Genomic DNA, 12,505 nt, shown 5'->3' on the forward strand with positions numbered 1-12,505 from the left:
TCAGCAACCGGGGCTGGGAACCAGCCTCGTGAGTCTTGGATGCTTCAGCTCTACTTCAGAGACCCGGTACACGGGATCGATGAAGCAACTGGGGCAGAAGAAGAGACAAAAGCTCTGCTGTCAAGCGGGTGAGGAAACCCCACCCGCCTGCGCGGTGGGGTAGTTCATAATGCTTCTATCTCCCGGAATTTTCTATCGAAGAGCTCTCCAGGGATCCCTGTGCCTAGTTCTTCGGCAAATTTCGCTGACCTTACCCAACCATGCTGCCTGTGCGCCCCCGCGAAACCGTCTCCATGTTCACCCGCGACGGGATCCAACTGGATGCGGATGTCTATCGCCCAGAAGGCGGGGGGAGCTACCCGGTCTTGCTGATGCGGCAGCCCTACGGGCGGGCCATTGCCTCGACGGTGGTGTACGCCCATCCGCGCTGGTATGCGGCCCATGGCTATATCGTTGTCATCCAGGATGTGCGGGGGCGGGGCACCTCCAAGGGCTCCTTCTACCCCTTCCGCCACGAAGCTGAAGATGGGTTTGACGCGGTCAACTGGGCGGCTGCTTTGCCAGGGAGCAACGGTGTGGTGGGCATGTACGGCTTTTCTTACCAGGGCATGACCCAACTCTATGCGGCCTCCAGCCGTCCCAGCGCCTTGAAGGCCATCTGCCCGGCGATGTTGCCCTACGATCTCTACGCTGATGCCGCCTACCCGGGGGGAGCCTTTGCCTTCTCCAACAACCTCAGTTGGGCGCTGCAACTGGAAGCTGAGGGAGCCCGCCGGCGGGGAGAGGCCAACGCTTACCAGGCCCTCTTCAAAGCCTCCCGCAACTTGCCCCTCTACGATCCCATCCCCCTCAAGCCGGGCGTGCTGCAGCAATACGCGCCCCAGTCCTACTACTTCGACTGGCTGGAGCACAGCGAACCCGACGACTACTGGCGCCAGCTCTCCCCTCGGCTAGAGGTGGTGGATCTGCCGATGTTGCACATTGGCGGCTGGTTTGACAGCTATCTGAGTGGCAGCCTACGCCTCTACAGGGAGATGAGTGCCCGCAGCCAAAACCCGCAACACCTGATCATCGGCCCTTGGGCCCACCTGCCGTGGGGGCGCAGGGTGGGGGCGCTGGACTTTGGCCCCGAGGCCGTCAGCCCCATCGATCGGCTGCAGGTGCGCTGGTTTGACCAGTTCCTCAAAGGCAAGGACACCGGGATCCTCCAGGAGCTGCCGGTGCGCCTATTCGAGATGGGAGCCAACCGCTGGCGCAGCTTAGAGGCCTGGCCCACCCCGGAGCCAAAAGCTTTTTACCTGCACAGCACCGGCCTGGCTGCCCTCTCCGAACTTGAGGGATCCCTCCGCCCGGAACCCCCACTGAGGCAACAGTCGGATACTTTTGTTCACGATCCCTGGCGACCGGTGCCGGCTTTGGGGGGTCACCTGGTTTATCCTGCCGGGCCACAAGAGCGCTCTGCCCTCGACTGCCGCACCGATGTTCTCACCTACACCACTCCCCCTCTGGCCACCGACCTCCTCCTGGCGGGGGATATCACGGCAGAGCTCTACGTCGAGGCCGACAGCCCCAGCTTGGATCTCTGCGCCGTGCTCTCCGTGGTCAGGCCGGACGGCCAGGTGTACAACTTTTCCCAGGGCTACCGCCGTCTGCGGGATCCCCAGCCCAATGCCCCCATCTCAATCCCCTGTCAGCCCGCCTGCATCCGCATTCCCCGCGGCCACGCCCTGCGTCTCAGCCTCAGTGCGGCCTGTTTCCCGGCCTATTCCGTCAATACAGGTACGGGGATGCGGGAAGAGCGGCTCATTGAGGCCCGCATTCTCACCCTTACTCTTCACAGCGGCGGCGACACCCCCTCACGGCTGCACCTTCCCATTGTCGAGGGGAGTTGGGGGGAGTAAAAGCTTAAGACCCTACAGCTTCCCATCCCTTCGCAACTCCTGATCACAAACAGATATCAAAAGTTAGGATAGAAACAAGCAGGGCAAGGGAACACCATGTTGCAAGACCCGAAGTTGATCCGGCATTATCAGGCTTTGACCGACGCGCTGGTGGATAGTTGGCATCGCGGCTATCGGCGCACCGATGAACTGCGCCTGCTGGTGGATGGCTACCTGCTGGCCCTGCGAACTGGCAAGCAATTGCAGCCTTTTGAGATCTACCGCCTTGAAGACGAGGTCAACCGCTTCCTTTACGACCCGTCCAACTTCATGGAGCCGGAACTGGAGCGAGAGACGGAGCCGATGCGGGGTTATTGATACTGCATAGAGAGGGGCCGGGGGCGAGGGATCGAACGCCGCCAGGTGCCTGATAGGCTGGGAAAGATTCGGTTCCTCATTACCAATCTATGGCGGTTTGGGATACGCTGGCAACTTCCCGGCGTCCGGCTCTGCTGGGATCCGGCCTGGGCTTGGGCATAGCCCTGACCCTCTGGTACGGGGTGTTTGGCTACCACGTGCTGCAGATGGGTATCTGGCTGCTAAGCATCCTGCTGGTGGGGCTGTATGTGGCCCAGTTTCCTCCGGCTCAGCTCCCTTGGGATCCGACGCGGCTGCGCTGGCGTCAGGAGCTGCTGCACCTGGGGCTGCTGGCGCTGGTCTTCGCCCCCATCTACCTCTACGACCTGGCCAACATCCCTTTTCAAATCAACACCGACGAGATCGTCATTACCTCCATGGCGCGGCGGGCCTCAGGAGTGCGCTACCCCGATATCTTTGGGCTGATGCCGGAGTATTTCTATTTTCCCCGCTTTATGTTCAGCCTCTTCGGCGGCCTGACGCGGCTGATGGGGGGAGTCACGCTGGTGAATGTGCGCACCGTGCATGCCGCCTTCGGGGTGATCACCACCCTGGTGGCCTACGGGTTTTTTCGCGCCTTCTGGGGATCTCGTCTCGCCTTGGCGGGGGCGATCCTCTTGGGATCCAACCACGCTCTGCTGGGCATCAGCCGCATGGCGATGCGAGAGAATCTGATTGTGCTGGTGGAGTGTGCAGCTCTAGCCTTGCTCTTAAAGGGCGTGCGGGAAAAAAATCCCCTGCTTTTGTATTTGGGGGGAGGGGCAGCGGCCTTCTCCCTCTACGGCTATCTGCCGGGGCGGGTGGTCATCCTGCTGGGGTTGCTGTTTGGCGGCCTCTACCTGCTCCTGGGCCGGGAGGATCTGCAGGAGGGGAATAAGCAGGTCAACCCCGTTTGGGCCCTGGCCAAGCTGACGCTGCCGGCGGCGCTGGGTTTTTTTCTGGTGGCCGCACCTATCTTGGTGGCCACGGCTACTTCTCCGCCGGCCAGCACCGAGTATGCCCGCCAGCAATTTCTCTTTTTCCCGGAAGGGCGGGCGCTGCAGCAGATGTGGGTCAATGCGGCTACACCAGCCGAGGCGGTGTGGCGCAACATCCGCAACGGCCTGAGCATGTTTAACGACCCCGGCCAGCACGACCGGGGCTATATCTACCCCAACTATGGCCATGCCTTTGTGGATCCGCTGACGGGGGTTTTGCTCTGGCTGGGCTTGGGATCCGGCCTCTACCGCCTCTGGAAGGGGCGCAGCCAACCCCACGACTGGCTTTGTATGGGCAGTTTCCTGTTTCTCTACCTGCTGTTTAGCTTGGCCATCACCAAAGCCCCCAACTATACCCGCCTGCTGGTGATCCTGCCCTTTGTAGCCTACCTAACCCTGGAAGGGATCCAGGCGCTGGTAGCTCTCCTGGGACGTTGGGGATCCTCAGGGAGGAAGTGGCTGCCGGCAGTGGCGATGGCGGGGGCGATCCTGGTGATCGGGGGATGGAACTTGGCGATTTTTGGGGATTTTGTTCACAAGGGCTGGATCCAGGGCAACGATGTGGGAGCTACCGGGCGCTACGTGGCGGCCCGACAAGGGGATCCCGACCACCGCTTTTACCTGGCAGCCAGCGCCGCCTACCCCTATTTCAGTTGGGGAGAGCCTATCTATTGGCAGAGTTGGATCCAATTTTTTGCCGGGCCGGGACAGCAGGTGCAGGTCTTTTCCCCTGAGGCCTTGCCCACCCAAGACCTACAGCCGCCGTTTACCCTGTTCCTGAACCAGGGGGTATGGGATCAGCAAGGGGCAGCGCTGCAGCGGCGCTTTCCTCAAGGCCGGTTGCATCGGATCCCTGCCGAGCGGGGGCTGTGGGCGTTTGAAGTGGTGGATGCTTGAAGCGCTGGGCCAGCCGACCAAACTCTGGGTTGAGCTGGCCTTAGCAAATCGGCAGGAAGCCCCGCGCTCTTCCGAACAGTATGTGCTGTGGTGGGACCAGTAACCCTAAGGCGATGAGGCTGGGAGAATCCTTGCCCTTTGGGGCTGTCAAGAGGCGTGCCCAAGCTTGATAACCAGGTGGCGGTTCTTGTCCACCGCGATCCAGCCTTGCTGGCGGAAACGGTTCAAAAGACGGGTGATGGTGACGCGGGTGGTGCCGATGGCATTGGCCAAGTCTTGGTGGGTAAGGCGCACCTGCAGGCGCACCCCCGTCGCCACCGGGGATCCCAACTCCACCGCCAATAGGGAGAGCAACTGGCGCAGCCGCTCTTCCACCCGCCGCCGCCCGGCTAGGGCCAGCAGCGCTTCGGTTTGGCGCAGCCGCCGCACCACCTGCTTGAGCAGCCCTTGGCTCAGGGTTGCTGAGGCTTCCACCTCGGCTGCCGACAGCCGCAACACGTCAACCGCCGTCAATGCCTTGGCCTGGTAGGGATCCAACATCGTCAGCGGGGATCCCAGCGGCATGGAGGGGCCGGCAAATCCCAACAGCGCCTCGCCGCCATTGGGATAGAGAGTCGTCAACTGTACCACGCCCCGACAGACGATCACCCATTCATCCGCAAACAAAGGGATAACCTGTCCAGGACTGTAGGGAGATAAGCTGCGGCCTCGGTAGAGATCTTCTAGTAGTTGACGCTCCCGTGTAGGCAGGCCGGCAGCAAAATGGCCGGGCATCGTTTCAGGCATAAACTGGCTCCGCTAGAGCAAACTGAGCACACTGGTCGTTGGGCTTTCTCCTGCGAACCCACAGCAGCGGGGTTGGCCATCAGTGCTGAGTTCACGGCAAGAGACAGGTGTTCCCGACAACACCATACCGCTTGCCTTCCCGACTGAAGTAAAGGCAAGGTTATGCCTAGGTTAAGTCTCGCTCACTATGCCGTTACAGGGGGGGGACATCGTCCCGCTTCGCGAACGGTCTTGGGCTGCGCAGGGATCCCCCGACCGAAGTCGGCGGGAGTGTCGATGTGATCCAGTAGGATCTAAGGATGTCCAGCTCAAGCCTCTAGGAGATCTGCCGTGACGCTGATGGTTCGCGTGATTACTCCCGACCGCATCGTTTGGGATGCCCCCGCTGAGGAAGTGATCCTCCCTGCCACCTCAGGTCAATTGGGCATCCTCACCAACCATGCTCCCCTCTTAACTGCTATCGGCAATGGAGTCATGCGGGTCAAGGCCGGTGGCAAGTGGTCGGCCATTGCCGTGATGGGCGGATTTGCGGAAGTGGAAAATAACGAGGTAACCGTTCTGGTTAACCGCGCCGAGCGGGGAGAAAAAGTGGACAAGGCCGCAGCTCAGGCCCTCTTGGACGAAGCGAGCCAAGTTTTGAATACCAGCAGCGACAAGCAGGAGCGTTTGCAGGCCAAGTTGGATCAGCAGCGGGCCAGAGCCTTGATCCAAGCCGCCGAGATGGGCAGCAAAAGCTGAGGTATTCCCGCCTCTCTCAGCAGGAGCCAATTTGGTCTCGGCAGGGGATCCGGCTACGGGGCTGGCTTTGTTAAGCTGAAGCTTCTGGGGAGCTGGTGGTGCTATGTTCAGTCCTGCAATTGCCGTTCGCGTCAGCGGGACGGAGTCCTTTAGCACGTCGGCCAGCTTGAAGATTGGCCAGGTGGCAGCAGCGGCGGGGTTGCCGGTGCGCACGGTGCGCTACTACGAGTCGCTGGGCCTGCTGCGGCCAACGGTGCAGCGGTCGGAGTCCAGCTATCGCCTCTTCCATCCGGCAGTGCTGGGGCGGCTGGCCTTCATCCGCCGCTGCCAGAGCCTAGGGCTAAGCCTGGAAGAAATTGGCCAGATCCTGCAGCTCCACGACCAGGGGGAACAGCCCTGCCCGGAGATCCGCCAACACCTGCAGGAGAAGCTGCGTCAGATCGAAGAGCGGATAGCGGAGTTGCAAACTCTGAAAGGCCAAATTGAAAGCCTCCTCTCCGATTGGCGGATCCCAGCGGGATCGACGGCTGAGGATGACGTGATCTGCCCGATTTTACAAAAGCCAGAGGCCGGCCCTGACAAGGTCGGCAGCCACTACTCGACGGTTACCGACTTGGCCAGGTTGCGGGGTTGATCCACATCGGCCCCGCGGCGCAGCGCCATGGCGTAGGCAAACAACTGCAGGGGGATGACATTTAAAACTGCCGACAACAGGGGTGTGGTGCTGGGCACCTCGATGACGTGGTCGGCCTTCTCCCTCACCTGGCTATCTTCTGGGTTGATCAGGGCAATCACCCGCCCTCCCCGCGCCTGTACCTGTTCGATGTTGGAGAGCATCTTCTCGTAGACGGGATCGCGGGTGGCAATACACACCACCGGCATGCGCTCGTCGATGAGGGCGATGGGGCCGTGCTTCATCTCCCCTGCCGGGTAGCCCTCCGCGTGGATGTAGCTGACCTCTTTCATTTTCAGGGCCCCCTCCAGGGCTATGGGGGCGTTGACCCAGCGGCCCAGGTAGAGCATGTCGGCGACGTGGTGGTACTGTTCCGCCAACTGGTCGTAGAGGGCGGCATCTTTCAGGAGCAGGCTGATCTTGCCCGGCAGCTCGATCAAAGCTTGCAGGTGGGATCGGATCTGGGCCGGGTTGAGGATCCCTTTGGCCTGGGCCAGTTGCAGGGCCAGCAGGTATCCTGCCACCAGCATGCCGGTAAATACCTTGGTGGAGGCGACGGCGATCTCCGGCCCAGCGTGAATGTAGAGAACTCCGGCATCCGCCAGGCGCGTGGCCTGGGATCCGATGGCGTTGACGATGGCCAGGGTGGGGATCCCTTGGGCGCGGGCCTCGCTCATGGCCGCCAGCGTATCGACGGTCTCGCCCGACTGGGTGAGGGCCACAAGCAGGCTGTGGGGGCGCAACACCGGCTGGCGGTAGCGAAACTCGGAAGCATAGTCCACCTGCACCGGGATGCGGGCCAGGCTCTCGATAAAGTACTTGAGCACCAGGCAGGCGTGCCAGGCGGTGCCGCAGGCCACGGCATGAATCTGCTCCGTCTGGGCCAGTTGCGCCTCTGTTAGCGCCAGCTCCTCTAGAGTCACCCGCCCCTCTTCCAGATCCAACCGCCCCCGCAGCGTATCGGTGGTGGTGCGCGGCTGCTCCCAGATCTCTTTTTGCATGAAGTGCTTGTAGCCCCCCTTGGCCGCCGAGACGGGATCCCAGGCCACCGTGAGAGGGGTTTTGCGCAGCTCCTCGCCGCTGATGCGCAGGTAGCGCACGCTGGAGTCGGTGAGGATGGCCATCTCCCCATCTTCCAGAAACACCACCCTGCGGGTGTGGCGGACAATGGCGGGCAGATCCGAGGCAACGAAGTTCTCCCCCTCCCCTTCGCCGACGACCACAGCGCCGGCGTTGCCCAGGCGGGCGGCAATCAACCGATCCGGCGCCTCCCGATCCAAAGCCACCACGGCATTTCCCCCCCGCAGTTGCCCCATGACTTTGCCAAAGGCCGTCTCGAAGCAGCCCAGCTCCTCGGTGTAGAGGCCCAGCAGTTGGGCGATCACCTCGGTATCGGTTTGGGAGCGAAAGCCAACCCCTCGCCGCAGCAGCTCTTCCTTCAGCTCCAGGTAGTTCTCCACAATGCCGTTTTGGATAACCACGATGCGCCCGCGCGCGTCGCAGTGGGGGTGAGCATTTTCTTCGCTAACACCGCCGTGGGTGGCCCAGCGGGTGTGGCCAATCCCCACCTTGGCCGTGGGCATGTTGGCGGTAAGCTTCACCAGCAGGTTGTGCAGCTTGCCGGTGGCCCGCACGATCCTCAAGCCCTCTTCTGGATCCACCGTGGCAATGCCGGCAGAATCATAGCCCCGATATTCCAAAGTGCGCAGGCCCTCCAAGAGGATGGGAGCCGCCCACTGAAAGCCCACATAGCCGACAATGCCACACATTCCTCACACCTCAACCTCAGCCACGCCAGCGGTGCAAAGCACCCTATCCGCAAAGCCTACCCCAGCTTCCGGATCCCTTCAATGGCTTTTGCCGCCGCTGCGGGAGCAGACCTCGGCAGGGATCCTGGCTTCCTCCTAGGGAACGGGCTGCTGCTCCTCAAGGGCCAGGGCAAAAGAAACGGGCGCAAAACGGAAGCGATACTCTTGGGCTGCAGCAGGCTGGATCCCGTCTTCTGTTCGCGTAAGCGGGCCGGAGGCCTTAGGGGCGCTGGAGACCAAGTTGCTCAGCCCCAGCACCAGCTCTCGCAGGCCGCGGCGAAACTGGGGATCCCCCGTCAGCTCGTCGATATCGGCGGTGATCTTTTGCGCGTTTTGGAAGGTGATGCGGGCCGAGTCCAGGGTTTGGCGCAAGGTCGCCAGGGTGCCCGGATCGTTGAGGTTGGCGGCAAGCTGCCGCAGATCTTCGGTAGCTTGGGACACGTTCTCCGCCGCCGCTCGCACCTCGGCCAGGATCTGGCGCACATCCGCCTGCAGTTGCGGATCCGTCAGCAGCGGGCGAACCGCGCTCGACATGGCCTGCAAATCGGCACTCACCTGCTGGATGTTCTCCAGGGCGGCACGGAGAGAGGTGCGGTTCTGTTCCACCAGAAGGGTGAACTGATCGGCAGCCGCTTGAAAACTGCGGGCCGTTCCTCTCACAGCCCCAGCCGCGTCTTGGATAGCCGTGGCAGCCGAGGTAAATTGCGACAAGTCCAGATCTTCCGTGCGCAGGGCAGCTACTTGCTCTTTTACAGTTTCTGAGAGATCGGCCACGCTGTTGGCGACGCGGGTGATCCCTTCTAGGGTGGCGTTGAGGGTAGCGAAGAACTCGTCGTTGTTGATGCGCGTCACCAGCCGATCCACCTGAACCAGCAACTGGCCGAAATCTACCCCCGGTGTGCCCTCCACCCTATCCCCAGCGCAGATGATCTGGCTGCGGTCGCAATCGGGCGCCAAGGGAGATCCTGTTAGCTGCACAGCCGTCTGGGGCAGGATATCCATCACCGTCTCCCCCACCAACCCCGTCTGGGTGGTTACAAACAGGGCGTCGCGGGGGATGGCCAGCGGCTGGTCGATGGCCACCTGCACCTCCACTCGGGCCGCCTGGGGCAAAATCCGCTCCACCCGCCCCACGGCTACTCCCCGCAGCCGCACGCTGGAGCCTTCCGCCAGGCCAGATACGTTGGGATAGGTGACGGTAAACTGGAAGCCGCGGCTGCCGAAGCGCAAGTTGTAGATCCACAAAAACAGCCCGGCAAAGCCCAGCACCCCTGCCAGGATCAACAGGCCCACCGCCCCTTCTCGGATTGCTCGCGAACGCATCACACCTGCCCTGCCACTTGAATCGGCCCTTCTACGCTACCGCTGAAAAATTGCCGCACAAAGGGGTTGTCGCACGTTTCGATCTGCTGCACGGATCCCTCCCACTGCACCCGCCCCTGGGCCAAGAGCACGATGCGGTCGGTGGCGCGGTAGATGGTGCTGTGCTGGTGGGTCACCACAATGTAGCTCTCGCAAGCTTTTTTCACCTGCTGCAGATCCCGGATGAGGTCTTCAATCACTGTGGAAGCAATGGGATCCAGGCCCGCCGTGGGCTCGTCGTAGAGCAGCAGTTGCGGCTCGTCCTGGGGCAGAGAAGGATCCTCCATAATAGCGCGGGCAAAGCTGGCCCGCTTGCGCATCCCTCCCGACAGCTCTTCCGGCAGGTTCTGCTCCTTGCCCGCCAGCCCCACTGCTTCCAGCTTGGCTGCCACCAGCTCCCGAATGCGTGCCCGCGGCAGCCGCGAGTGCTCGTAGAGCAAAAACCCGACGTTTTCCTCCACCGTCAGCGAGTCGAAGAGGGCCGCCTGCTGGAATACCATGCCTACCCGCAAGGGGGGAGTGCAGTGGCCGGCCTGAATCTCCGGCAGGGGGATGCCGCACCAGAGCACCTCGCCGGCGTCCGGCTCTGTCAAGCCAGCGATGATGCGCAACAGAGTTGATTTGCCAGTGCCGGAAGGCCCCACTAGCCCCAGAGCATCGCCCCGATGCACCTTCAGATCGACTTGGTCAAGTACCAGCGTGGTTCCAAAGCGCTTGGAAACCTGCCGTAGCTCCACCAAGGGTACGGGATCTCCCTTCCCCGCTCCAGACTGGGGTTGGGGACTCTCCGCCGGCGGCTGCTGTTGGCCGTTCATGCTGGTGCCAATGTCCTTTCTGAAGCACTTCGCCCAACACTTCCAGCAGAACTGCAAGGTCAGGGTGCCTCCCTCCCGTGGCTTGCGTTCCATTGCTAGTTTAAGAGCCGTCGCACTACGCGAACAACTTGCTGCTGTTGCCTCCAGCAGCCAAGGCTACGGAGCACCTGCCAGCCTTCGTCTCTTAGCCACCAGACCTCCCAGGTCCAGGGATCCGGAACAAGCTGTCCGTGAGGCCCCTTAGTCCGGCTGTAGCTCGGGAGCAGGCTCGGCCTCAGGCAGGGGGGCTAGGCTGGCAGGGATCCCTTCGGTCGGGTGCAACTCTCTGAGATCGGCCAGGGTCGGCTGCGGCTGTTCATCGGCTGCCGCGCAGGAGCTTGTACGCTGCGAAAAGCCCCAGACAAACAAAGGCAGCACAGCCACCACCATCCCCCATTCCGGGAGCTCAACTTGGGGGAAAAACACCTCCAGCAGCATGAGGCTTCCCACCAGGGCGATGATGGCAAAGGCAGCATCTTCTAGGCGGGAAAACTCATCCAGCCAGCGCAAAAACAAAGAGGCCATGTAGCGCATCAAGGTGATGCCGAGAATGCCGCCGAGGATGATCACCCAAGCCTTGCGGGAGACGCCCACCGAAGCGGCGATGCTGTCGAAAGAAAAGACTAGATCCGTTAGCTCTACCATCACCAGGGTTTGCCAAAAATTAGCCTGGCGGGTGATGTCTTGCTCGGATCCTTCTTCTTCCCCGCAAAAATGCTGCCAGGCCAGCCAGAGCAGGTAACAGGCCCCGAGAAACTGAGCGGGCGGATACTCCACCAGCCAAACCGCTGCAAACACAATGGCGATGCGAAAACCATAGGCACCGATAATGCCCCAGCGCAAAGCGCGATTTTGTTGCTGAGGAGTGGGCAAATGCTTGACCAAAGCCGCCAGGGCAACGGCGTTATCGGCGGAGAGGGCCGCTTCCAAAAACACCAGAGCCACCACCAAAAAGAGATCTGTCCAAGTGAAGGACTGAATTATCCCTTGAACAAAAGCCACAGTGGTATCTATTGCCTCAATTGACATAGCAGCAAGCTTCATGTAACCCGGTAAAAAATCGTTCGTTCAGTGCAGCTAACCCCAGACCGCTATCCCAGATCTATCGACAACCCCTTCCAGGAGATTTTTAGGGTCGTTGTCGTTGAGGAAGCGCCCCAAAGACACCTGACAAAAGATACCTGGAGAAGGGATCCATCCCTCAATTCTTGGCAACAGCCTCCCAGCGGAGAAATCCAAAATCCCAGCATGGCCCGAGTATAGCTTGTCCGGCTCAGGATCGTTTTACATTTCTTAATCTTCTCCTCCCTCAGGGGGGGGCAGGCGAAGGCAATCGCGCCGCCAGCCGTTGTCCACAGCGTAGGATCTGGCCTGCCAAAATGGCCGCCCCAAAGCCATTGTCGATGTTCACCACTCCCACCCCCGCTGCACAAGAGTTAAGCATGGTCAGCAGGGCGGCCAAGCCCTGAAAACTGGCCCCGTAGCCGATGCTGGTGGGCACGGCGATTACCGGACAGTCCGCCAGGCCGGCTACCACGCTGGCCAAGGCCCCTTCCATGCCCGCCACCACGATCAGCACATCGGCTTCCAGGGCGGCGCGGTGGTGCAACAGGCGATGGATCCCGGCCACCCCCACATCCCAGAGGCGCTTGACCGCAAACCCGCAAAGCTCGGCGGTGAGAGCGGCCTCTTCGGCCACCGGCACATCGGCGGTGCCGGCGGAGATCACGCTAATCTGGCCGGGACGGCGGATGGTCTGCTGGGCCGGGATCCAGCACAGGCGGGCCACTGGAGAATACTGCGCCTGGGGCAAGCGGCAGCGGATCTGGGCATAGACCGAGGGATCGACGCGGGTGGCCAAAGCCAGGGATCCCTGCTGGTGCAGCCGTTCCAGGATCTGGGCAATTTGCTCAGGGGTTTTGCCCGGCCCCCACACTGCTTCGGGAAAGCCCGTGCGCAAGGGGCGGTGGTGATCCACGCGGGCGAAGTCTCCCACGGTCTCGAAGGGCAGAAAGCGACAGGCTTGCAGGGCTTGATCGGGAGAGAGCCTCCCTTGAGCCACCGCCTGCAACAGTTCTCGCAAGCTTTGGGTTGGGTCGGCCATAGCTAGGGG

General features: G+C 61.8%; 11 protein-coding genes. 5 read left to right on the forward strand and 6 right to left on the reverse strand.

What is annotated here, in order from left to right; all coding sequences use genetic code 11:
• The first annotated feature begins 260 nt into the window (after positions 1-260).
• The 3 genes from NW858_RS10240 to NW858_RS10250 all read left to right on the forward strand — a co-directional run bounded on the left by NW858_RS10240 (position 261) and on the right by NW858_RS10250 (position 4,171).
• Complete coding sequence (locus tag NW858_RS10240; protein WP_414520433.1) at positions 261-1,901, forward strand: CocE/NonD family hydrolase; 1,641 nt, start codon at positions 261-263, stop codon at positions 1,899-1,901.
• 96 nt (positions 1,902-1,997) lie between these two features.
• Complete coding sequence (locus NW858_RS10245) at positions 1,998-2,258, forward strand: DUF6761 family protein (RefSeq protein ID WP_414333553.1); 261 nt, start codon at positions 1,998-2,000, stop codon at positions 2,256-2,258.
• Positions 2,259-2,347: 89 nt separating this feature from the next.
• Positions 2,348-4,171 carry a hypothetical protein gene (locus tag NW858_RS10250; protein ID WP_414520434.1) on the forward strand — a complete coding sequence of 608 codons (1,824 nt, stop codon included), beginning with the start codon at positions 2,348-2,350 and terminating at the stop codon, positions 4,169-4,171.
• Between the two features lie 147 nt (positions 4,172-4,318).
• Here the strand turns inward: NW858_RS10250 and NW858_RS10255 are convergent, their stop codons facing one another.
• Positions 4,319-4,957, reverse strand: coding sequence for a Crp/Fnr family transcriptional regulator (locus NW858_RS10255; RefSeq protein ID WP_414333557.1), 639 nt, complete (start codon positions 4,955-4,957; stop codon positions 4,319-4,321).
• A gap of 330 nt (positions 4,958-5,287) precedes the next feature.
• On the opposite strand from NW858_RS10255, the gene atpC reads away from it, so the two are divergent.
• On the forward strand, positions 5,288-5,695 hold the full coding sequence (gene atpC, locus NW858_RS10260; protein WP_414333559.1) for an ATP synthase F1 subunit epsilon: 408 nt from the start codon (positions 5,288-5,290) through the stop codon (positions 5,693-5,695).
• A gap of 103 nt (positions 5,696-5,798) precedes the next feature.
• The gene (locus tag NW858_RS10265; protein WP_414347581.1) at positions 5,799-6,329 is read left to right on the forward strand and encodes a heavy metal-responsive transcriptional regulator; all 531 of its coding nucleotides are present in this window, start codon (positions 5,799-5,801) and stop codon (positions 6,327-6,329) included.
• Here NW858_RS10265 and glmS read toward each other — a convergent pair.
• The 5 genes from glmS to larB all read right to left on the reverse strand — a co-directional run bounded on the left by glmS (position 6,290) and on the right by larB (position 12,496).
• Positions 6,290-8,137: a glutamine--fructose-6-phosphate transaminase (isomerizing) gene (gene glmS, locus NW858_RS10270; protein ID WP_414520435.1), complete on the reverse strand. Its 1,848-nt coding sequence runs from the start codon at positions 8,135-8,137 to the stop codon at positions 6,290-6,292. The two genes, NW858_RS10265 and glmS, sit on opposite strands and share 40 nt — an antisense overlap.
• Positions 8,138-8,272: 135 nt before the next feature.
• Positions 8,273-9,499 carry an MlaD family protein gene (locus NW858_RS10275; RefSeq protein WP_414520436.1) on the reverse strand — a complete coding sequence of 409 codons (1,227 nt, stop codon included), beginning with the start codon at positions 9,497-9,499 and terminating at the stop codon, positions 8,273-8,275.
• Positions 9,499-10,353, reverse strand: a complete 855-nt coding sequence (locus NW858_RS10280; protein ID WP_414520437.1) for an ABC transporter ATP-binding protein — start codon at positions 10,351-10,353, stop codon at positions 9,499-9,501. The genes NW858_RS10275 and NW858_RS10280 overlap by 1 nt, the downstream gene beginning before the upstream one ends.
• A gap of 240 nt (positions 10,354-10,593) precedes the next feature.
• A complete protein-coding gene (locus NW858_RS10285) occupies positions 10,594-11,436 on the reverse strand; it encodes a TerC family protein (RefSeq protein ID WP_414368874.1) in 843 nt (280 codons plus the stop codon).
• 265 nt (positions 11,437-11,701) lie between these two features.
• Positions 11,702-12,496: a nickel pincer cofactor biosynthesis protein LarB gene (gene larB / locus NW858_RS10290; protein WP_414520438.1), complete on the reverse strand. Its 795-nt coding sequence runs from the start codon at positions 12,494-12,496 to the stop codon at positions 11,702-11,704.
• Positions 12,497-12,505 lie beyond the last annotated feature (9 nt).

This window comes from Synechococcus sp. H55.10, from assembly GCF_047502715.1.
In the GTDB taxonomy this organism is placed as follows: domain Bacteria; phylum Cyanobacteriota; class Cyanobacteriia; order Thermostichales; family Thermostichaceae; genus Thermostichus.

Coding starts and splice junctions, on each gene's coding strand:
- NW858_RS10255 (WP_414333557.1), bottom strand. CDS start 4,957: ATGCCTGAAACGATGCCCGGCCATTTTGCTGCCGGCCTGCCTACACGG.
- NW858_RS10285 (WP_414368874.1), bottom strand. CDS start 11,436: ATGAAGCTTGCTGCTATGTCAATTGAGGCAATAGATACCACTGTGGCT.
- glmS (WP_414520435.1), bottom strand. CDS start 8,137: ATGTGTGGCATTGTCGGCTATGTGGGCTTTCAGTGGGCGGCTCCCATC.
- larB (WP_414520438.1), bottom strand. CDS start 12,496: ATGGCCGACCCAACCCAAAGCTTGCGAGAACTGTTGCAGGCGGTGGCT.
- NW858_RS10245 (WP_414333553.1), top strand. CDS start 1,998: ATGTTGCAAGACCCGAAGTTGATCCGGCATTATCAGGCTTTGACCGAC.
- NW858_RS10250 (WP_414520434.1), top strand. CDS start 2,348: ATGGCGGTTTGGGATACGCTGGCAACTTCCCGGCGTCCGGCTCTGCTG.
- NW858_RS10240 (WP_414520433.1), top strand. CDS start 261: ATGCTGCCTGTGCGCCCCCGCGAAACCGTCTCCATGTTCACCCGCGAC.
- NW858_RS10265 (WP_414347581.1), top strand. CDS start 5,799: ATGTTCAGTCCTGCAATTGCCGTTCGCGTCAGCGGGACGGAGTCCTTT.
- NW858_RS10280 (WP_414520437.1), bottom strand. CDS start 10,353: ATGAACGGCCAACAGCAGCCGCCGGCGGAGAGTCCCCAACCCCAGTCT.
- NW858_RS10275 (WP_414520436.1), bottom strand. CDS start 9,499: ATGCGTTCGCGAGCAATCCGAGAAGGGGCGGTGGGCCTGTTGATCCTG.